Source organism: Streptomyces blattellae, from assembly GCF_009709555.1.
Classification (GTDB): domain Bacteria; phylum Actinomycetota; class Actinomycetes; order Streptomycetales; family Streptomycetaceae; genus Streptomyces; species Streptomyces blattellae.
Window position 1 is genome coordinate 62,044 of record NZ_WJBG01000161.1, and the last position, 18,600, is coordinate 80,643.

At 72.2% G+C, this 18,600-nt stretch carries 22 protein-coding genes and 1 pseudogene; 20 read left to right on the forward strand and 3 right to left on the reverse strand.

The features are described from left to right. Positions 1 to 87: 87 nt before the first annotated feature. The 6 genes from GFH49_RS19695 (at position 88) to GFH49_RS19720 (ending at position 6,181) form a co-directional block, all read left to right on the forward strand. Positions 88 to 921 carry a M55 family metallopeptidase gene (locus tag GFH49_RS19695; RefSeq protein ID WP_155057393.1) on the forward strand — a complete coding sequence of 278 codons (834 nt, stop codon included), beginning with the start codon at positions 88 to 90 and terminating at the stop codon, positions 919 to 921. Further along, positions 914 to 2,218 (forward strand): M20/M25/M40 family metallo-hydrolase, encoded by a 1,305-nt coding sequence (locus GFH49_RS19700; protein WP_155057394.1) that lies wholly within the window; start codon positions 914 to 916, stop codon positions 2,216 to 2,218. The genes GFH49_RS19695 and GFH49_RS19700 overlap by 8 nt, the downstream gene beginning before the upstream one ends. 4 nt (positions 2,219 to 2,222) lie before the next feature. Next, a complete protein-coding gene (locus tag GFH49_RS19705) occupies positions 2,223 to 4,253 on the forward strand; it encodes a dipeptidyl-peptidase 5 (RefSeq protein WP_155057395.1) in 2,031 nt (676 codons plus the stop codon). Further along, complete coding sequence (locus GFH49_RS19710) at positions 4,250 to 5,173, forward strand: S66 peptidase family protein (RefSeq protein ID WP_155057396.1); 924 nt, start codon at positions 4,250 to 4,252, stop codon at positions 5,171 to 5,173. Before GFH49_RS19705 ends, GFH49_RS19710 begins: the two co-directional genes overlap by 4 nt. Before the next feature lie 161 nt (positions 5,174 to 5,334). Next, positions 5,335 to 5,589 (forward strand): LapA family protein, encoded by a 255-nt coding sequence (locus GFH49_RS19715; protein WP_155057397.1) that lies wholly within the window; start codon positions 5,335 to 5,337, stop codon positions 5,587 to 5,589. Positions 5,590 to 5,623: 34 nt separating this feature from the next. Continuing rightward, positions 5,624 to 6,181: a GNAT family N-acetyltransferase gene (locus GFH49_RS19720; RefSeq protein ID WP_155057398.1), complete on the forward strand. Its 558-nt coding sequence runs from the start codon at positions 5,624 to 5,626 to the stop codon at positions 6,179 to 6,181. Between the two features lie 24 nt (positions 6,182 to 6,205). On the opposite strand, the gene GFH49_RS19725 is transcribed toward GFH49_RS19720, so the two are convergent. Continuing rightward, positions 6,206 to 6,553, reverse strand: coding sequence for a VOC family protein (locus tag GFH49_RS19725; RefSeq protein WP_155057399.1), 348 nt, complete (start codon positions 6,551 to 6,553; stop codon positions 6,206 to 6,208). A gap of 126 nt (positions 6,554 to 6,679) precedes the next feature. On the opposite strand from GFH49_RS19725, the gene GFH49_RS19730 reads away from it, so the two are divergent. Both GFH49_RS19730 and GFH49_RS19735 read left to right on the forward strand, forming a co-directional pair. Beyond that, a complete protein-coding gene (locus tag GFH49_RS19730; protein WP_155057400.1) occupies positions 6,680 to 7,165 on the forward strand; it encodes a phage holin family protein in 486 nt (161 codons plus the stop codon). 12 nt (positions 7,166 to 7,177) lie between these two features. After that, complete coding sequence (locus GFH49_RS19735) at positions 7,178 to 8,224, forward strand: SDR family oxidoreductase (RefSeq protein WP_155057530.1); 1,047 nt, start codon at positions 7,178 to 7,180, stop codon at positions 8,222 to 8,224. Here GFH49_RS19735 and GFH49_RS19740 read toward each other — a convergent pair. Together GFH49_RS19740 and GFH49_RS19745 are read right to left on the reverse strand one after the other, a co-directional pair. After that, on the reverse strand, positions 8,211 to 9,302 hold the full coding sequence (locus GFH49_RS19740) for an enolase C-terminal domain-like protein (protein ID WP_155057401.1): 1,092 nt from the start codon (positions 9,300 to 9,302) through the stop codon (positions 8,211 to 8,213). The two genes, GFH49_RS19735 and GFH49_RS19740, sit on opposite strands and share 14 nt — an antisense overlap. A 22-nt stretch (positions 9,303 to 9,324) precedes the next feature. Then, positions 9,325 to 9,955, reverse strand: a pseudogene (locus tag GFH49_RS19745) (TIGR03557 family F420-dependent LLM class oxidoreductase); the annotation flags it as partial. A gap of 234 nt (positions 9,956 to 10,189) precedes the next feature. Between GFH49_RS19745 and GFH49_RS19750 the strand changes: the two are divergent. The 12 genes from GFH49_RS19750 to GFH49_RS19805 all read left to right on the forward strand — a co-directional run bounded on the left by GFH49_RS19750 (position 10,190) and on the right by GFH49_RS19805 (position 18,589). Next, complete coding sequence (locus GFH49_RS19750; RefSeq protein WP_155057402.1) at positions 10,190 to 11,644, forward strand: NAD(P)/FAD-dependent oxidoreductase; 1,455 nt, start codon at positions 10,190 to 10,192, stop codon at positions 11,642 to 11,644. After that, entirely contained in the window at positions 11,641 to 13,488 is a 1,848-nt protein-coding gene (locus GFH49_RS19755; protein WP_155057403.1) for a transketolase, read from the forward strand. Before GFH49_RS19750 ends, GFH49_RS19755 begins: the two co-directional genes overlap by 4 nt. Continuing rightward, positions 13,485 to 14,411: a non-homologous end-joining DNA ligase gene (gene ligD, locus GFH49_RS19760; RefSeq protein WP_155057404.1), complete on the forward strand. Its 927-nt coding sequence runs from the start codon at positions 13,485 to 13,487 to the stop codon at positions 14,409 to 14,411. Before GFH49_RS19755 ends, ligD begins: the two co-directional genes overlap by 4 nt. Before the next feature lie 60 nt (positions 14,412 to 14,471). Further along, positions 14,472 to 14,762, forward strand: a complete 291-nt coding sequence (locus GFH49_RS19765) for a gas vesicle protein GvpO (protein WP_155057405.1) — start codon at positions 14,472 to 14,474, stop codon at positions 14,760 to 14,762. Positions 14,763 to 14,926: 164 nt separating this feature from the next. Then, positions 14,927 to 15,352, forward strand: a complete 426-nt coding sequence (locus GFH49_RS19770) for a gas vesicle structural protein GvpA (protein WP_155057406.1) — start codon at positions 14,927 to 14,929, stop codon at positions 15,350 to 15,352. Beyond that, positions 15,349 to 16,119 carry a GvpL/GvpF family gas vesicle protein gene (locus GFH49_RS19775; protein WP_155057407.1) on the forward strand — a complete coding sequence of 257 codons (771 nt, stop codon included), beginning with the start codon at positions 15,349 to 15,351 and terminating at the stop codon, positions 16,117 to 16,119. Before GFH49_RS19770 ends, GFH49_RS19775 begins: the two co-directional genes overlap by 4 nt. 3 nt (positions 16,120 to 16,122) lie before the next feature. Continuing rightward, positions 16,123 to 16,386, forward strand: coding sequence for a gas vesicle protein GvpG (locus GFH49_RS19780; protein ID WP_155057408.1), 264 nt, complete (start codon positions 16,123 to 16,125; stop codon positions 16,384 to 16,386). Further along, on the forward strand, positions 16,383 to 17,048 hold the full coding sequence (locus tag GFH49_RS39420) for an SRPBCC family protein (protein WP_196218057.1): 666 nt from the start codon (positions 16,383 to 16,385) through the stop codon (positions 17,046 to 17,048). Before GFH49_RS19780 ends, GFH49_RS39420 begins: the two co-directional genes overlap by 4 nt. Continuing rightward, the gene (locus GFH49_RS19790; RefSeq protein ID WP_155057409.1) at positions 17,045 to 17,371 is read left to right on the forward strand and encodes a gas vesicle protein; all 327 of its coding nucleotides are present in this window, start codon (positions 17,045 to 17,047) and stop codon (positions 17,369 to 17,371) included. The genes GFH49_RS39420 and GFH49_RS19790 overlap by 4 nt, the downstream gene beginning before the upstream one ends. Next, positions 17,368 to 18,126, forward strand: a complete 759-nt coding sequence (locus GFH49_RS19795) for a GvpL/GvpF family gas vesicle protein (protein WP_155057410.1) — start codon at positions 17,368 to 17,370, stop codon at positions 18,124 to 18,126. Before GFH49_RS19790 ends, GFH49_RS19795 begins: the two co-directional genes overlap by 4 nt. Further along, positions 18,123 to 18,311 (forward strand): gas vesicle protein, encoded by a 189-nt coding sequence (locus GFH49_RS19800; protein ID WP_155057411.1) that lies wholly within the window; start codon positions 18,123 to 18,125, stop codon positions 18,309 to 18,311. Before GFH49_RS19795 ends, GFH49_RS19800 begins: the two co-directional genes overlap by 4 nt. Then, positions 18,308 to 18,589, forward strand: a complete 282-nt coding sequence (locus tag GFH49_RS19805) for a gas vesicle protein K (protein ID WP_155057412.1) — start codon at positions 18,308 to 18,310, stop codon at positions 18,587 to 18,589. Before GFH49_RS19800 ends, GFH49_RS19805 begins: the two co-directional genes overlap by 4 nt. The last annotated feature ends 11 nt before the right edge of the window (positions 18,590 to 18,600 follow it).

Genomic DNA, 18,600 nt, shown 5'->3' on the forward strand with positions numbered 1-18,600 from the left:
GGCCGCCCCGGACGTGCTGCCGGGCGCCGGAGGGGCGGCGGTGGAGTTCCTGGCCGGTTGCCGTGCCGGCGCGTAGCGTGGGGCGGCATGAAGATCCTCATCAGTGCCGACATGGAGGGCGCCACCGGTGTGACGTGGCCGGACGACGTGATGCCCGGGGCGTCGCAATGGGAGCGGTGCCGGTCGATGTTCACCTCGGACGTCAACGCCGCCGTGCTGGGCTTCTTCGACGGGGGTGCGGACGTGGTCCTCATCAACGAAGCGCACTCGACCATGCGCAATCTGCTTCTCGAACAGCTCGACGAGCGGGCGCAGATGCTCACCGGGCGGCACAAGGATCTCTCCATGGTGGAGGGCGTGCAGCACGGCGACGTCGACGGGATCGCCTTCGTCGGGTACCACGCCGGGGCCGGGATGGAGGGGGTCCTCGCCCACACCTATCTCGCCAACTCCATCACGGGGGTGTGGCTGAACGACGTACCGGCGAGCGAGGGGTATCTCAACGCCCATGTGGTGGCGGAGTACGGGGTGCCCGTCGTCCTGGTCACCGGAGACGACGTGGCCTGCGAGGACGCGCTCGGGTACGCGCCCGGGGCGTTGAAGGTCGCGGTCAAGGACCACGTCTCGCGGTACGCGGCCGTGTGCCGTACGCCGGCCAGGAGCGCCTCCGACATCCGGGCCGCGGCCAAGGAGGCGGCGGCACTCGCGGTGCGTCATGAGCCGGTCAGGGGCGGCCCGTTCACCGTCGCCGTCGAGTTCGACGCCGAGCACCTGGCGATGGCGGCCACCGTGGTGCCGGGCGTGGCACGGATCGGGCCGCGGAAGGTGGCGTACACCAGTCGGACCATGTATGAGGGCATCCGTACCTTCAAGGCGGTCACCACGATCGTCTCGGCCGCGGTGGAGGAGCAGTATGGCTGACCAGCAGGCGCTGGACGAGGTCGTCCGGTTCACGTCCGACCTCATCCGCATCGACACCACCAACCGCGGGGGCGGCGACTGCCAGGAGCGGCCCGCCGCGGAGTACGCGGCCCGGCAGCTGGCCGGGGCGGGTCTGGAGCCGACGCTGCTGGAGCGCACCAAGGGCCGTACGAACGTGGTCGCCCGGATCGAGGGCACGGATCCTGCCGCGGACGCGCTGCTCGTGCACGGGCACCTGGACGTCGTACCCGCCGAAGCCGCCGACTGGAGCGTGCACCCGTTCTCCGGGGAGATCCGCGACGGCGTCGTCTGGGGGCGGGGTGCGGTCGACATGAAGAACATGGACGCGATGATCCTCGCGGTCGTGCACGCCTGGGCGCGGGAGGGCGTACGGCCGCGGCGGGATCTCGTCATCGCGTTCACCGCCGACGAGGAGGCGAGCGCGGAGGACGGCTCCGGGTTCCTCGCCGACCGGCACCCCGGGCTCTTCGAGGGCTGCACCGAGGGCGTCAGCGAGTCGGGGGCGTTCACCTTCCATGACGGCGGCGGGCGCCAGATCTACCCCATCGCGGCAGGTGAACGCGGCACCGGCTGGCTGAAGCTCACCGCGCGCGGGCGGGCCGGACACGGCTCAAAGGTGAACCGGGAGAACGCGGTGACCCGGCTCGCCGCCGCCATCGCCCGGATCGGCGACCACGAGTGGCCGCTCCGGCTGACGCCGACGGTCGGTGCCGCCCTCACCGAACTCGCCGCGCTCTACGGCATCGAGGCCGGCCTCGACGACGTGGAAGGGCTGCTGCAGAAGCTCGGCCCCGCGGCCAAGCTGGTGGAGGCCACCGTACGCAACAGCGCCAACCCGACGATGCTGGACGCCGGTTACAAGGTCAACGTGATCCCGGAGGAGGCCGTCGCATTCGTCGACGGACGGTATCTGCCGGGCGGCGAGGACGAGTTCCGCGCGACCCTCGACCGGCTCACCGGACCGGACGTGGACTGGGAGTTCCACCATCGCGAGGTGGCCCTCCAGGCGCCCGTGGACTCACCGACGTACGCGAGGATGCGTGCCGCCGTCGAGGAGTTCGCGCCCGAGGGGCATGTGGTGCCGTACTGCATGTCCGGCGGCACGGACGCCAAGCAGTTCTCCCGGCTCGGCATCACCGGCTACGGTTTCGCCCCGCTGAAGCTCCCCGAGGGCTTCGACTACCAGGCTCTCTTCCACGGTGTCGACGAGCGGGTCCCGGCCGAGGCGCTGCACTTCGGCGTCCGTGTCCTGGACCGCTTCCTGCGGACGGCCTAGCGGCATGGAGCTGGCATTCGGTTCGTGGCCGTCCCCCATCGACGCCGCCCTCGCCGCCGCCCACGACGGGCACCCCGAGTACGTCGGCTTCGTGGGCGACGAGGTCTGGTGGACCGAGCCACGGCCCGCCGAGGGCGGCCGGCGCACGCTGGTGAGGCGTCTCGCCGACGGCAGAGAGGAGTCGGTGCTGCCCGCGCCGTGGAACGTGCGCAGTCGGGTCATCGAGTACGGCGGACAGCCCTGGGCCGGTGCCGCCGGACCGCTCGTCGTGTTCGTCGACTTCGCCGACCAGCGGCTGTACCGGTACGAGCCGGGCGGCGAGCCGCGTCCGCTGACGCCGGCCGGACCGCGGTGGGCCGAGCCGCGGATGCGGCTGGACGCCGGTGAGGTGTGGTGCGTGATGGAGGAGTTCACCGGCGACGCGCCCACCGACGTACGCCGGGTGCTCGCCGCGGTGCCGCTGGACGGTTCGGCGGCCGAGGACCGGGACGCCGTACGGGAACTCAGCGACGGCCGGCACCGGTTCGTGACCGGGCCGCGGATCTCCCCGGACGGGCGGCGCGCGGCCTGGCTCGCCTGGGACCATCCGCGGATGCCGTGGGACGGCACGGAACTCGTGGTCGCCGAGGTGGCGGACGGTGTCTTCCGTGCGGCGCGCACGGTCGCCGGCGGCCCCGAGGAGTCCATCGCCCAGGTGGACTGGGCACCCGACGGCTCCCTGCTGTACGCGAGCGACCGCTCCGGCTGGTGGAACCTCTACCGCGACGGCCGTCCGCTGTGTCCGCGCGAGGAGGAGTTCGGCGGGCCGCTGTGGAAGCTCGGCCACCGCTGGTTCGCCCCGCTGGAGAACGGACTGATCGCCGTCGTGCACGGCCGCGGGGCCACCGCGCTCGGGATCCTCGACCCGGAGACCGGCGAGGTCGTCGACGCCGCGGGCCCCTGGACCGAGTTCGCGCCCACGCTCGCGGCGCACGGCGAGCGAAGCGAGGTGGGGGTCCCCCCGTCCGAAGGGTGGGGGAGGATCGTCGCCGTCGGGGCGAGTCCGCGCACGGCGTACGAGGTGGTGGAGCTGGACGCCGTCCCCCACGCTCGAACAACCTCGCGCGGGGGCGCCCCCGTCGGCCGGGCCCGGGTGGTCGGTGCCGCGCACGAGAACTCGGTCGACCCCGCCTACTACCCCGAGCCGCACATCCGCACCTTCACCGGACCGGCCGGACGGGAGATCCACGCGCACGTCTACCCGCCCCACCACCCCGCGTGCGTCGCGCCCGGCGACGAGCTGCCGCCGTACGTCGTCTGGGCGCACGGCGGGCCCACCAGCAGGGCACCGCTCGTGCTCGACCTGGCGATCGCCTACTTCACCTCGCGCGGCATCGGGGTCGCCGAGGTCAACTACGGCGGCTCGACCGGATACGGACGGGCCTACCGGGACCGGCTGCGCGAGCAGTGGGGCGTGGTCGACGTCGAGGACTGCGCGGCCGTCGCCCTGGCCCTCGCCGACGAGGGCACCGCGGACCGTGACCGGCTCGCCATCCGGGGCGGCAGCGCGGGCGGCTGGACGGCGGCCGCGTCGCTGGCCACGACCGACGTCTACGCCTGCGGCACGATCATCTACCCGATCCTCGATCTGACCGGCTGGGGATCGGGGGAGACCCACGACTTCGAGTCGCAGTACCTGGAGTCGCTGGTCGGGCCGCTCGCCGAGGTGCCCGCGCGGTACGCGGTGGGGGCACCTCCCAGGCCCTTAAGGCACTGGGGGAGGTCGCCCGCCGAGCACGCCGACCGGATCACCGCGCCCTTCCTGCTGTTGCAGGGCCTGGACGACGTGATCTGCCCGCCCGCGCAGTGCGAACGCTTCCTGGCCCGCCTGGAGGGCCGCCGTGTGCCGCACGCCTATATCGCCTTCGAGGGGGAGGGGCACGGCTTCCGGCGGGCCGACACCATGATCCGCGCCCTGGAGGCCGAACTCTCCCTGTACGCACAGGTCTTCGGGCTGCACCCGCCCGGCGTCGACACCCTGGAGCTCCGCACGTGAAGCAGCTCGTACGTCCGTCCCGGCTGGCCCCCGGCGCCCGCGTGGCCGTCGTCGCGCCCAGCGGACCCGTGGCCGAGGAGCGACTGCAGGCCGGCCTTGACGTGCTGCGCGGCTGGGACCTCGAACCGGTCGTCGCACCCCATGTCCTGGACCGGCACGGCGAGTTCGGCTACCTCGCGGGCACGGACGCGCACCGGGCCGCCGATCTGCAGGCCGCCTGGTGCGATCCGTCGGTGGCCGCCGTACTGTGCGCCCGCGGCGGCTACGGGGTCCAGCGGATGGTCGACCTGCTGGACTGGGACGCGATGCGCGCGGCCGGGCCGAAGGTGTTCGTCGGCTTCAGCGACATCACCGTGCTGCACGAGGCGTTCGCCACCCGGCTGGGGCTGGCGACGCTGTACGGGCCGGCCGCCGCGGGCGTCGACTTCATCAAGAACACCCGGGCCCAGGACCACTTGAGAGCCACCCTCTTCGCCCCCGAGACGGTCCGCCGCATCGCGTCCCGCGGCACCCCCCTGGTCCCCGGACGGGCCCGGGGTGTCACCTACGGCGGATGCCTCAGTCTGCTCGTGTCCGACCTCGGCACACCGCACGCCCGCACCGATGCCCGTGGTGGGCTGCTGATGATCGAGGACGTCGGCGAGCAGGCGTACCGGATCGACCGGATGCTGACCCAGCTCCTGCGCGCGGGACGCCTCGACGGCGTCACCGCAGTCGCGCTGGGCTCGTGGCACGGATGCGGTCCCTACGACGCACTGCGCGCCGTCTTCGCGGACCGGCTCGGCGGACTGGGCATCCCGGTCGTCGAGGAGTTCGGGTTCGGCCACTGCGACGGGGCGCTGACCGTGCCCTTCGGCCTGGCCGCCGGACTCGACGCCGACGCGGGCACCTTGACGCTCGACGAACCGGCGCTGAACTGAGCGGACCGGATGGTGCACCGGCCGGCTGGTCGCACCGGTTCGTGTCCGCGATGTCACGAAGAGCTTCACCGCGACGCTGCCGGCTGAGCGAGCGCTCGCTCGCCCGGCCTGTGCGGGGTGCTCACCGTGCGTACAGGGCGGGTGCGGACCATGCTGGTCATATGAGTCCGACGACAAGGGAGAGGGGCGGCAAGGCGCGCGCGAAGGGCGGCGGTGTGCGAGGGGCCATGACCCCGGCCCGGATCACCGTCCTGGTGCTCGTCGTCCTCGCCCTGATCTTCATCTTCGAGAACACCCGCACCACCGAGATCCGGCTGCTGATCCCCGAGGTGTCGATGCCGCTGTGGATGGCACTGCTCGGCACGGGAATCATCGGCGGGCTGTGCGGTGCCTATTTCATGAGACGGCGACAGTAGCCCGGCGGCAGGAGGCCCGTCGTAGGGTGGCGGGATGCCGCACACCGCATCCCGCCACCTCGCCGAAGGCCCTCGTGTGGGCATACGCCACTTCACCCACGACGATGCCGCCGAGTTCACCGCACGCGCCCGGGAGAGCAAGGACCTGCACCACCCGTGGCTCTTCCCGCCGGACAGCCCGCAGGCCTACGCCACCTACGCGGGCCGGCTGATCGAGGACCCCACCAAGGCGGGCTTCCTGGTCTGCGAGAGGGACGGCGGGGCCATCGCCGGATTCATCAACATCAACAACATCGTCCAGGGCGCCTTCCTGTGCGGCGCCCTCGGCTACGGCGCCTTCGCGCACGCGGCCGGGCGGGGGCTCATGCGCGAGGGCCTGAACCTGGTGGTCGGCCACGCCTTCGGGCCGATGCGGCTGCACCGGCTGGAGATCAACGTCCAGCCCGCCAACACCGCGTCCATCGCCCTGGCCCGCGCCTGCGGCTTCCGCCTGGAGGGCTTCTCGCCGGACTTCCTCTACATCGACGGGGCCTGGCGGGACCACGAACGCTGGGCGATCACCGCCGGGATGCGGGTTTCCGGTCGGCCCTGAGCACCGTCCTCGCCGCGAGGTGCCTCAGCCGCGGCGGTCCACGTACTCGTAGATCGCGCCGTCCGGATGCATCACGATCATGTTCCGGCCCACCGGTGTCGTCACCGGGCCCGCGACGATGTGCGCGCCCAGCTCGGTGAGGACCTTGTGGGCCTCGTCGACGTCCGTGACGGCGATCGTCGCCGCGACCTTGCGCAGCACCTCCAGCTCCGATTCCGGCCCGCTCATCAGCAGGAAGCAGCCGACGGCGGCCACCTGGACACCGCCGCGCTCGAAACGGAGGGCTCTGCCGCCCGCGAGGCGTTCGTAGAAGGGGACCGCGGTCTCCAGGTCGTCGACGCAGACGCGCAGCGTGGCTCCCAGAATGTCCATGCGCACGAGCCTAGTTGGGACGGCCGGGACGCGGAGATCCTTTCGCCCGATCTCCCCGCCCCGGCCACCAAGTCAGCCCATCACCGCTGGGCGTTACGCACACCGGCCCGCGGGTACCCGGCGGCCATGGACCGCTTGGATCATCTGGAGCACTTGGACAAGGAACTGGTCGACGAACTGGCGCAGGTGGCGCGGGAGACCGTACGCGACGAACTGCGTCAGCAGACCCGCAAGCAGCGCCGCACGGCCGTCCTGTACGCCGCGTCCGGCGCCGCCGCCCTGTACGCGGGCGCGGCCCTCGCGCTCGCCCTGGGCCTGGCCCTCGCCACCGGACTGCCGGACTGGGCCGCGGCGCTGATCACCGCGGTGATCCTGGGCGTCGTGGCCTATGCGCTGCGCGGCTCCGCCCGGCCGTCCGCGAACCGGCCGACGCCGGAGCGCGAGGCCGAACGTGCCGCCGGACGCGAACGTGCCCTCGGCGGCATGGCGCCGGGCAGCGCGGCTGCGCCACCCTATCCGCCGGTGCCGCCCGGCACGCCAGGGGCCGGGATACCGCCCGCCGCGCCGCGTCCCGACGACATCGACCCCGAGCAGCCGCACCACAGGGCGTGATGCCCCATGCGTATGCCGTCGCGGAATCCGCTGTCGAAGGGCGGCAGGGCCGTCGTGGTCACCGGGGCCAGCGGCGGCGTGGGCCGGGCCGCGGCTGTGGCCTTCGCCGCGCGGGGCGACCGGGTCGCCCTGCTGGCCCGGGGGCGCGAGGGCCTGGCCGCGGCGGCCGATGAGGTGCAGCGCGCCGGTGGCCAGGCTCTCGTCGTCACCGTCGACATGGCCGACCCCAAGGCGGTGGAGGACGCCGCGCAGCAGGTCGCCGACGCCTTCGGGGGCATCGACGTATGGGTCAACAACGCCTTTGCCGGGGTCTTCGCACCGTTCACGGAGATCACCGCGGACGAGTTCCGGCGGGTGACCGAAGTGACGTATCTGGGCTGTGTGTTCGGAACCCGGGCGGCGCTGCGGCACATGCTGCCGCGGAACCGGGGGACCATCGTGCAGGTCGGTTCCGCGCTCGCCTACCGGGGGATTCCGCTGCAGTCCGCGTACTGCGGCGCGAAGCACGCGATACAGGGGTTCAACGAGTCGCTGCGGTGCGAGCTGCTGCACGAGGGGAGCCGGGTGCGTACCACGATGGTGCAACTGCCGGCGGTCAACACCCCGCAGTTCGACTGGGTGTTGAGCCGGATGCCGGGACCGGCCCGGCCCGTGGCGCCCGTGTACCAGCCGGAGGTGGCGGCGCGGGCGATCGTGCATGCGGCGGGGCACGGGCGGCGGCGGGAGTACTGGGTCGGGGGCTCCACGGTGGCCGCGCTGGTCGCCAACGCGGTCGCTCCCGGACTGCTGGACCGCTACCTGGCCCGCACCGGATTCGACGCCCAGCAGGACAAGGGCGAGCACCGCGACCCCGGCAACCTGTGGACCCCGGCCGACGGGCCGCACGGGCGGGACTTCGGGGCGCACGGCCGGTTCGACGCGGAGTCCCACGCGGACAGCCCCCAGGAGTGGCTCTCCACGCAGCGCGGCCGTATCGGTACGGCGCTCACCGCGGGCGCCGGGATCCTGGCCGCCCGCAAACTGGCCAGCCTGGTCAGCCGACCGGTCACGCGACCCTGAACTCCTCCACCTCGTCCGTCCGCAGCGTCAGGCCGTGCCCCACCCCGCGCAGCGGTCGCACCGAGCCGCCCGTGGGGTCCAGGGCGCCGTCGAAGAACATGTCCTCGATGCGGACGTGGTCGTGGAACCACTCGATGTGGCGGAGGTTGGGAATCGCGGCGGCTGCGGCGGCGTGGGCGTGGGGGGCGCAGTGGGTGGAGACCTCCAGGCCGTGGGCGTGGGCCAGGGCGGCGGCCCGGAGGAACTCGGTGAGGCCGCCGCACCGGGTCGCGTCGACCTGGAGGCAGTCGACCGCGCCGGCCGCGATCATGCGGGCGAAGTAGGGGAGGTCGTAACCGTATTCACCGGCGGTCACATCGCTGACCAGCGCGTCGCGGACCAGGCGCAGGCCGGTCAGGTCGTCGGAGGAGACCGGTTCCTCGAACCAGCCGACCCCGTGCTCGGCGAGCGCACGGCCGACGCGGACCGCCTGCTTGCGGGTGTAGGCGCCGTTCGCGTCGACGTACAACTCGGCGTCGGGGCCGATGACTTGGCGGGCGGCGCGGACGCGGGCCAGATCGCGGGGGACCGCTCGGCCCCAGCTCTCGCCGATCTTCATCTTGACCCGAGGGATGTGCTGCCCGTGCACCCAGCCGTTCAACTGGGCGGCCAGATGCGTGTCGTGGTACGTCGTGAACCCGCCGCTGCCGTAGACCGGCACCTGCTCGCGGGCGACGCCCAGCAGCCGGGCCAGCGGGAGTTCCAGGAGCCGGGCCTTGAGGTCCCACAGGGCGATGTCGACCGCGGAGATCGCGCACGCGGCGATGCCGGGCCGTCCGGCGTTGCGCACGGAGCGGCACATCGCGGTGTGCACGGCGGGGATGTCCAGGGCGCTGCGGCCCTCGACCAGCGGAGCGAGGTGCCTGCTCAGGAAGTCGCCGACCGCCGCCGGACCGTAGGTCCAGCCCGTGCCGGTCGCGTCACCGGCCGTCACCTCGGCGATCACCACCGTCGTCGCGTCCCATGCCAGCGTGCCGTCGGCCTCGGGTGCGTCCGTCGGCACCGTGTACACCGACACCACGGGCCGGTGGAGTTTCATCGCTGACTCGCCCCCGTACCGATCAGCGGCCGGCCTGCTGGAGCTGCGGCAGCACTTTCGTACGGTAGAAGTCGAAGAAGCCGCGCTGGTCCGGGCCGATCTGGTTGACGTAGATCCGGTCGAAGCCCGCCTCGTCGAACGCGGTGAGCGCGGCGACGTGTTCGTCGACGTCGTCCCCGCACACCGACTGCTCGCGCACCGTCTCCTCGCTGATCAGCGGCTCCAGCTGCTCGAAGTGCTTGGGGGAGGGCAGGATCTGGCCCATCTCGCCGGGCAGCAGCCGGTTGGACCACAGCCGGTGGACGGTGTGTACGGCCTCGTCGCGGTCGGCGCCGTAGCAGACCTTCGTGCCGCCGCTGACCGGCTTGCCGCCCCGCCGCCGATGGGGGTGCCCCCACGCCCTTAAGGCAGTGGGGGAGGAAGTTCTCGATGAGCGCGTCGTCCGGCATCATCGTGATGTAGCCGTCGCCCACGCGGGCCGCGAGCGCGGTCGCCGCTGGTCCGAAGCCGGAGACGTCGATCGGCACGGGCTCGTCGGGCACGGTGTAGAGGCGGGCGTTCTCGACCTTGTAGTGGGTGCCGTAGTGGCTGACCTCCTCGCCGGTGAAGAGCCGCCGCATCACCTGGATCGCCTCCTCCAGCATCTCCATCCTCGCCTGCTCGACGAGATCTGCGGGGCCGCACTCCTCGCACGACAGGAAGTAGCCGTACTCGGGCATGGGGAGGACACCTCCGGGGGCGGGGTGGGGCGGGTCGGTCAAGGCGGGTCGGTCGCTCGCCGGGTATCCCTGGCCATGGGGGCGAAACGCGCGCACCGCCGCGTTTGGGGGCGCTGACCAGGGGGACGCGGAAAACCTCGTACGAGCCCGAAGCGCCGGAGGCGAACCGTGAGTCGACCCCGCATCGTGATCGTCGGTGCCGGTTTCGCCGGGTACCAGGCGGCCCGCACGCTGGCCCGGCACACCCGGCACCGCGCCGAGATCACCCTGCTGAACCCGACCGACTACTTCCTGTATCTGCCCCTGCTGCCCCAGGTCGCCGCCGGCATCCTGGAACCACGCCGGGTCACCGTCTCCCTCTCGGGCACCCTGCCCCGGGTGCGACTGGTGCTCGGCGAGGCCGACGGCATCGACCTCGACGCGCGTACCGTGCACTACTCCGACCCCGAGGGCGGCGGCGGCACGCTGCCGTACGACCGGCTGGTGCTCGCCGTCGGCAGCGTCAACAAGCTGCTGCCCATCCCCGGCGTCGCCGAGCACGCGCACGGCTTCCGCGGGCTGCCCGAGGCGCTGTATCTGCGCGATCACGTGACCCGGCAGGTGGAGCTGGCGGCCGGCGCGGACGATCCCAAGAGCTGCGCCGCCCGGTGCACCTTCGTCGTGGTGGGCGCCGGATACACCGGCACCGAAGTCGCCGCGCAGGGCCAGCGGTACACGGACGCGCAGGTGAAGGGGCATCCGCTGCGGGACGGGATGCGCCCGCGCTGGCTGCTGCTCGACATCGCGCCGCGCGTGCTGCCCGAACTGGACGAGCACCTCTCCCGCACCGCCGACCGGGTACTGCGGCGGCGGGGCGTCGAAGTCCGCATGGGGACCTCGGTGAAGGAGGCGACGCACGACGGAGTCCTGCTGACCGACGGGGAGTTCGTCGAGACACGGACGCTGGTGTGGTGCGTGGGCGTGCGGCCCGATCCGCTCGTCGAGGGCATCGGGCAGCCCTTGGAACGCGGGCGGCTGATCGTCGACCCGTACCTGCAAGTGCCGGGCCGGCCCGAGGTGTTCGCCTGCGGTGACGCGGCCGCCGTGCCCGACCTGGACAAGCCCGGCTCCTTCACGCCGATGACCGCACAGCACGCCTGGCGGCACGGCAAGGTCGTCGGTCGCAACGTCGCGGCCTCCCTCGGTATCGGTGAGCGGCGCGTCTACCGCCATCGCTACCTGGGGTTCGTCGTGGACCTGGGCGGCGCGCAGGCCGCCGCCAACCCGCTCGGCGTGCCGCTGGCCGGCCCGCTCGCCGGGGCGGTCACCCGCGGCTACCACCTCGCGGCGATGCCCGGCAACCGCGTCCGGGTCGCTGCCGACTGGCTGCTCGACGCGGTACTGCCGCGCCAGGCCGTCCAGTTGGGGCTCGTACGGTCCTGGTCGGTCCCGCTGGACACGGACTCACCCGAACTGGCGCGGGTACCGGCCCCGGAGGAGAAGGCGGAGAAGACGGAGAAGGCGGAGAAGACGGAGGAGGCCGATCCGCCGGCGGAACCCGTCGAGGCACCGCACAGCTCCGAGCACGCCGAACCACCCGGCCCCGTCAAGCGCCCCGACGACCCCGCGGAAGGAGCCCCATGAACACCGGCGAACTCCAGGAACTCGCCCAGCAGCTGCGCGTCGACAGCGTCCGTGCCGCTGCCGCCGCGGGCTCCGGGCACCCCACCTCCTCGATGTCCGCCGCCGACCTGATGGCGGTGCTGCTCGCCCACCACTTCCGCTACGACTTCGACCGCCCCGCGCACCCCGCCGCCGACCGCTTCGTGCTGTCCAAGGGCCACGCCTCGCCCCTGCTGTACTCCCTCTACAAGGCGGCCGGCGCCCTCGACGACGACGCGCTGCTCGGCTTCCGCACACTGGGCAGCAGGCTCGAAGGACATCCGACGCCCCGGCGGCTGCCCTGGGTCGAGACGGCCACCGGTTCGCTCGGTCAGGGACTGCCCGTCGGCGTCGGCATCGCGTTGGCCGGCAAGCGGCTGGACCGCACCGGATACCGGGTGTGGGTGCTGTGCGGCGACAGCGAGCTGGCCGAGGGTTCCGTGTGGGAGGCCGCCGAGCACGCGGCGTACGAGCATCTGGACAACCTCACCGTGATCGTCGACGTCAACCGGCTGGGCCAGCGCGGCCCCACCCGGCACGGCCACCACCTCGGCGCCTACGCCCGCCGCTTCCAGGCCTTCGGCTGGCACACCGTCGAGATCGACGGCCATGACGTCGACGCGATCGACCGCGCCTACGGTGAGGCGCTGTCGACCACCGGCCAGCCGACGGCGATCCTCGCCCGCACCCTCAAGGGCAAGGGTGTCGAGGCCGTCCAGGACCGCGAGGGCCTGCACGGCAAGCCGCTGCCGGACGCCGACGAGGCCGTCGCCGAACTCGGCGGACGACGCGACCTGCGCGTCCGGGTCCACGAGCCCCCCGCGGCACGGATGCTGCACGCCGTGCCCACCGGGGACCTCGAACTGCCCCGCTGGGACAAGGAAGAAGAGGTCGCCACGCGCGACGCCTACGGGCAGGCGCTCGCCGCGCTCGGCAGCGCGCGCGGAGACGTCGTCGCCCTCGACGGCGAGGTCAGCGACTCCACGCGGGCCGAGTTCTTCGCCAAGGAACACCCCGACCGGTTCTTCGAGTGCTACATCGCCGAGCAGCAGATGGTCGCGAACGCGGTCGGCTTCGCGGCGCGCGGCTGGGTGCCGTACGCGTCCACGTTCGCCGCCTTCCTCACCCGCGCCCACGACTTCGTCCGCATGGCCTCCGTCAGCGGCGCCGGCATCAACCTCGTCGGCTCGCACGCTGGTGTCGCGATCGGGCAGGACGGGCCCTCGCAGATGGGCCTGGAGGACCTGGCGATGATGCGGGCGGTGCACGGCTCGACCGTGCTGTACCCGTGCGACGCCAACCAGACCGCGCACCTCGTCGCCGCCATGGCGGGCCGCGACGGCATCCGCTATCTGCGTACCTCCCGCGGCAAGAGCCCGGTGATCTACGGCCCCGACGAGGAGTTCCCGGTCGGCGGCAGCAAGGTGCTGCGCTCCTCGGATCAGGACCGGATGACGCTCGTCGCGGCCGGCGTCACCGTGCACGAGGCGCTGGCCGCCGCCGACGCGCTGGCGGGCGAGGGCATCGCCGTACGGGTCGTCGACCTCTACTCGGTCAAGCCCGCCGACCTGCCCACCCTGCGCAAGGCGGCCGAGGACACCGGCTGCCTGCTCACCGTGGAGGACCACCACGAGGAGGGCGGCATCGGAGACGCCGTCCTCGCCGCGTTCCTCGACGGCCGGCCCGTGCCGCGGCTGGCGCGGCTCGCCGTACGGTCGATGCCGGGCTCTGCGTCACCTCAGGAGCAGCTGCACGCCGCGGGCATCGACGCCGAGTCGATCGCGGCGGCGGGACGGCTGCTGGTGGAGCAGGCGGTCGTACGATGACCGGCGACGACGCGAGAAGAGTGCGCGCGGGCCGTCGTACGGTCGAGGTGCACCGCCCCGGCAAGGTGCTCTTCCCCGGCGACGGGGATGCCAGGGAGTACACCAAGGGCGACCTCGTCGACTACTACCGGGCCGTCGCCCCGTTCATGCTGCCCCATCTGCGCGGACGCCCGCTGATGCTCCAGCGGCAGCCGGACGGGCTCGACGGTCCCCGGTTCATGCAGAAGAACACCCCCGACCACTACCCGGAGTGGATCACCCGGGTCGAGGTGTCCAAGGAAGGCGGCACCGTCTGCCACACCGTGTGCGACGACACCGCGACCCTGGTGTACCTCGCCGACCAGGCCTGTCTCACCCTGCACCGCTGGCTGTCGCGCACCGGCAGCCTCGACCGGCCCGACCGGATGGTCTTCGACCTCGACCCGGCCGGGGACGACTTCGAGGCGGTGCGGGAGGCCGCCCGGCTGCTGGGCGGACTGCTCGGCGAACTGGAGCTGCCCTCGGCCCTGATGACCACCGGCTCCCGCGGACTGCATGTGATCGTGCCGCTGAACGGACGTCACGGCTTCGACGAGGTACGGGAGTTCGCCCGCGACCTCGCCGACACCCTCGCCGCCGCCCACCCCGACCGTCTCACCACCGCCGCCCGCAAGAAGGACCGCGGTGACCGGCTGTACCTGGACGTCCAGCGCAACGCCTACGCGCAGACCGCCGCCGCGCCCTTCACGGTCCGCGCCAAGCCAGGGGCGCCCGTCGCCATGCCCCTGACCTGGGCCCAGCTGGACGCCCCGGAGCTCGACGCCCGCCACTGGACCATCGCCGACGCCGTCGAGCAGGCCCGCACCGACCCCTGGGGCGGCGCGATGAGGAAGGGCCGCGCCCTGGGACCGGCCCGGCGCAGGCTTGACGCACTGCGTGACTGAAATACGCGGTGCCATGGGTTTGGCCAACGCGTCTGGGGCCACTCGCCGTTCGAGGCGCCCATGACTGATTCACAGAACACACCCAAACCATCAGAAGTGCTGCGCGAGGCACGCACCCAGCTCGCCGAACTCACCGGCATGACCGCGGAGACGGTGTCGTCCTTCGAACAGACCGAGGACGGCTGGACGTTGGAGATCGAGGTCCTGGAACTGGCCCGCGTCCCCGACACGATGAGCCTGCTCGCGAGCTACCGGGTCGATCTCGACCCCCAGGGGCAGCTCACCGGCTACCGGCGCCTTCGCCGTTACGAACGGGGGCGGTCCGACGCGCACAGGCCCGGTGGTCGTTAGGCCCCGCCCGCCCACCGCATCCCAAGACAGATCCCCCGTCACATCCCGAGACACATGCTCAGGCACACCCCCAGGCACACCCCCAGGCACACCCCCAGGCACACCCCCAGGCACACCCCCAGACACATCCCAAGACAACAAGACAAGAAGGAGGAACGGTCGGCATGACCGTTGTCCCGGCACAGCAAGCCGGCGGCGGAGGCGGCACCAGCGGCCTCTACGACGTCCTGGAACTCGTCCTCGACAGGGGGCTCGTCATCGACGCGTTCGTGCGGGTCTCCCTCGTCGGCATCGAGATCCTGAAGATCGACGTCCGCGTCGTCGTCGCCAGCGTCGACACCTATCTGCGCTTCGCCGAGGCGTGCAACCGGCTCGACCTGGAGGCCGGACCGCGCAAGAGCCCCGGCCTGCCCGACGTCGTCGGCCGGATCACCGAGTCCGGCGCGCAGGGCAAGTCCAAGGGCGTGCTGTCCGGCGCCGCCGAAACCATCTCCGACGCCTTCAAGCAGTCACGGCAGGAAGGCGAGGCCGAGTCCAGGCCGCGCGCACGCAAGTCGACCGCCGCACGCCGGAAGGAGGAACAGGAGTGAGTACGTACGTCTACGGCATCGCCGCCGCCTCCCATCCGTCCCTGCCCAAGAAGCTGTCCGGCGTCGGCGACCCGCCGTGCCCCGTCCGTGTCCTGACCGCGGCGGACCTGGCGGCTTTGGTGAGCGACGCGCCCGAGGGGCTGCGCCCCAAGCGCCGGGATCTGCTGGCGCATCAGGCCGTGCTCGCCGAGACCGGCGCCGCCGGGTGCGTGCTGCCCATGCGCTTCGGCAGCGTCGCCCAGGACGACGAGGCCGTCACCGGCGTGCTCGCCGAGCGCGCCGACCACTACAACGAGCGGCTGCGGGCGCTGGACGGCAAGGTCGAGTACAACGTGAAGGCGGTGCACGACGAGGAGGCCGTCCTGCACCGGATGCTCTCCGAGAACCCGGAGATCCGGGCCATGACGGAGGCCAACCGGCAGGCCGGCGGCGGCAGTTACGAGCAGCGGCTGCGGCTCGGCGAGACGGTGGTCGCCGCGGTCAAGGCCCGCGAGGCGGAGGACGCGGCCGAGGTGCGCGGCGCCCTGGAACCGGCCGCGGCGGCCGTGAGCGTGGGCCCCGACTCCACCGGCTGGCTGGCCAATCTGTCGTTCCTGGTGGACCGGGAGACGGCCGAGACGTTCGTGACCGCCGTGGAGGAGATCCGCAAGGCCTTCCCCCACCTCGAACTCCGTCTCAACGGCCCGCTGCCGCCGTACAGCTTCGTCGAGCCCGGCACGGCCGAACCGGCGGGCAGCGTCCTCGGCGCCGACGCCGCCGAGGAGTGAGACGTGGGACTGATCGGAGAGATCCTGCTGCTGCCGTTCGCTCCGGTGCGCGGCAGCGCGTGGGTGATGGGACAGGTACTGGACGAGGCGGAGCGGATCTACTGCGACCCGGCCACCGTCCGGGCCGAACTCGCCTTGCTCGAAGGCCAGTTGGAGGCAGGTGAGATCGACGAGGAGGAGTTCGACCGCCGGGAGGACGGACTCCTCGACCGGCTGGAGACGGGCCTGCGCACGAACGCGGGCACAGGCAACGGGACGGCACGATGAACCGAGTGGGACCGGGCCTCGCGATAGGGGCCGGATACGTCCTCGGACGTACGAAGAAGATGAAGCTGACGTTCGCCGTCGGCACGTTGGCGGCCGGCAGGCGGATGCAGCCCGGCCCGCGGGCGCTCGTGGACCTGGTGACCCCGCAACCGGCGAACCATCCGCAGTTCAAGGAGATCGGGGACCAGCTCCGCGAGGACCTGCGAGGCGTCGGCAAGGCGGCATCGGGTGCCATGGCCGAGCGCCGGCTCGACGCCCTCGCGGACCGGCTGCACGGACGCACCGAACCCGTCCGTGACCAACTCGCCGGCGTCGTAACCGATGAGCCCGACCTCGACTTCGAGAGGAACGGGGAGCCCGCTGAGCCCGCTGAGCTCGATGACCCCGAGAGAGCCGAAGAGGCGGAGGGCGCCGAGGACGCGGGTGACGCCGAGGACGCCGAGGACCACGACGAAGAAGAGCCGGAGCCGCGGCGGAACGAAGCGGCGCTGAAGGCGCCGGGCAAGAAGGCGCCCCACTCCCTCGCCGACACCCTCACCCGCGTCCTGCTGGTGATCGAGTACTACCCCGAGGGCCTGTTCGAGAAGACCGGCAACCTCTGGCACACCCAGGGCCGCCTGGCCCGGCTCGACCTCAAGGGCGAGACGGAGGAGGGCGGATGACGACGCCCAGCCGGCTTCCCGAGCCCTACAGCTCCAACGGCAGCGCGAACCTCGCGGACATCCTGGAGCGGGTGCTCGACAAGGGTGTCGTCATCGCCGGCGACATCCGCATCAACCTGCTCGACATCGAGCTGCTCACCGTCAAGCTGCGGCTGATCGTCGCTTCCGTCGACAAGGCACGCGAGATGGGTATCGACTGGTGGGAGGACGACCCGTCGCTGTCCTCGCGTGCCCGGCGTGACGAGCTCGCCCGCGAGAACGCCGAGCTGCGCGAGCGGCTGGCCGCCCTGGAACCCGGCCGAGGCCAGGAGGAGATCCCATGACCGGCCTGCGTTACGTCTACGCCGTGTGCCGCCCCTTCCGGTCCGCGCTCCAGACCCAGCTGAAGGGCGTCGCGGGCGAGCCGCCGAAACAGCTGACGCACCACGGCCTGGTCGCCGTCCTCAGCACGGTGCCGGAGCGCGACTTCGCCGAGGAACCGCTCCGCGCCCACCTGGAGGACCTGGACTGGCTCACCGAGACCGCCCGCGCCCACCAGAGCGTGATCGACGCACTCACCGTGGTCACCACACCCCTGCCGCTCCGGCTCGCCACCGTCTTCCGGGACGACAGCGGCGTACGGATCATGATGGAGGCACGCGAGGCCGAGTTCCGGCGCACCCTGGACCGCCTGGAGGGGCGGGTGGAATGGGGTGTGAAGGTGTACGCCGAGGCGGAACCCGCGGAGAACGGCCCGCCCGCGGGGACGCCCACGTCGGGCCGGGACTATCTACGGCAGCGTCGTTCGCGGGCCCGTGCGCACGACGACATGTGGCAGCACGCCGAGACGTTCGCGAGCCGACTGCACGCCACGCTTTCCGAGCGCGCCGAGGATTCCCGGCTGCACGCCCCGCAGAATGCCTCCCTTTCCGGGGCCTCCGGACGGAATGTGCTCAACGCCGCCTATCTCGTGCCGCGCGCCGATTCCGAGAGCTTCGTCGAACTCGTGGACCGTACGAAGGACGAGGAAGCGGGAATTCGCGTCGAACTCACCGGGCCCTGGGCGGCGTATTCATTCGTGGGGGAGGAGGGCGCGTGACCGTCATCGAACGCCGTGAGGTCGCCCTCGTGGACCTGCTCGACCGGCTGCTGTCCGGCGGCGTCGTCATCACGGGCGATGTCACGCTGCGCATCGCGGACGTCGACCTCGTCCGGATCGACCTGAACGCGCTGATCAGCTCCGTGAACGCACAGGTTCCCTCGCCCTTCCAGGAGCTGACATGACCCCGCGCAACCGGCTCGACCTGGACCCCGACACCGTCGAACGCGACCTCGTCAAGCTCGTCCTGACCGTCGTGGAGCTGCTGCGCCAGCTCATGGAGCGACAGGCGCTGCGCCGCTTCGACCAGGGGGACCTGACCGAGGAGCAGGAAGAGCGGATCGGGCTCACGCTGATGCTGCTCGACGACCGGATGACCGAACTCCGTGAGCGCTACGGACTGCGGCCCGAGGACCTCAATCTGGACCTCGGGCCGCTCGGACCGCTGCTCCCCAGGGAGTGACCGGGGAGCGG

What these genes read in the sequence shown, in the direction of transcription:
- GFH49_RS19695 (WP_155057393.1), top strand. Translation starts at nt 88, where the DNA reads ATGAAGATCCTCATCAGTGCCGACATGGAGGGCGCCACCGGTGTGACG.
- GFH49_RS19700 (WP_155057394.1), top strand. Translation starts at nt 914, where the DNA reads ATGGCTGACCAGCAGGCGCTGGACGAGGTCGTCCGGTTCACGTCCGAC.
- GFH49_RS19705 (WP_155057395.1), top strand. Translation starts at nt 2,223, where the DNA reads ATGGAGCTGGCATTCGGTTCGTGGCCGTCCCCCATCGACGCCGCCCTC.
- GFH49_RS19715 (WP_155057397.1), top strand. Translation starts at nt 5,335, where the DNA reads ATGAGTCCGACGACAAGGGAGAGGGGCGGCAAGGCGCGCGCGAAGGGC.
- GFH49_RS19720 (WP_155057398.1), top strand. Translation starts at nt 5,624, where the DNA reads ATGCCGCACACCGCATCCCGCCACCTCGCCGAAGGCCCTCGTGTGGGC.
- GFH49_RS19725 (WP_155057399.1), bottom strand. Translation starts at nt 6,553, where the DNA reads ATGGACATTCTGGGAGCCACGCTGCGCGTCTGCGTCGACGACCTGGAG.
- GFH49_RS19730 (WP_155057400.1), top strand. Translation starts at nt 6,680, where the DNA reads ATGGACCGCTTGGATCATCTGGAGCACTTGGACAAGGAACTGGTCGAC.
- GFH49_RS19735 (WP_155057530.1), top strand. Translation starts at nt 7,178, where the DNA reads ATGCCGTCGCGGAATCCGCTGTCGAAGGGCGGCAGGGCCGTCGTGGTC.
- GFH49_RS19740 (WP_155057401.1), bottom strand. Translation starts at nt 9,302, where the DNA reads ATGAAACTCCACCGGCCCGTGGTGTCGGTGTACACGGTGCCGACGGAC.
- GFH49_RS19755 (WP_155057403.1), top strand. Translation starts at nt 11,641, where the DNA reads ATGAACACCGGCGAACTCCAGGAACTCGCCCAGCAGCTGCGCGTCGAC.
- ligD (WP_155057404.1), top strand. Translation starts at nt 13,485, where the DNA reads ATGACCGGCGACGACGCGAGAAGAGTGCGCGCGGGCCGTCGTACGGTC.
- GFH49_RS19765 (WP_155057405.1), top strand. Translation starts at nt 14,472, where the DNA reads ATGACTGATTCACAGAACACACCCAAACCATCAGAAGTGCTGCGCGAG.
- GFH49_RS19770 (WP_155057406.1), top strand. Translation starts at nt 14,927, where the DNA reads ATGACCGTTGTCCCGGCACAGCAAGCCGGCGGCGGAGGCGGCACCAGC.
- GFH49_RS39420 (WP_196218057.1), top strand. Translation starts at nt 16,383, where the DNA reads ATGAACCGAGTGGGACCGGGCCTCGCGATAGGGGCCGGATACGTCCTC.
- GFH49_RS19790 (WP_155057409.1), top strand. Translation starts at nt 17,045, where the DNA reads ATGACGACGCCCAGCCGGCTTCCCGAGCCCTACAGCTCCAACGGCAGC.
- GFH49_RS19795 (WP_155057410.1), top strand. Translation starts at nt 17,368, where the DNA reads ATGACCGGCCTGCGTTACGTCTACGCCGTGTGCCGCCCCTTCCGGTCC.
- GFH49_RS19805 (WP_155057412.1), top strand. Translation starts at nt 18,308, where the DNA reads ATGACCCCGCGCAACCGGCTCGACCTGGACCCCGACACCGTCGAACGC.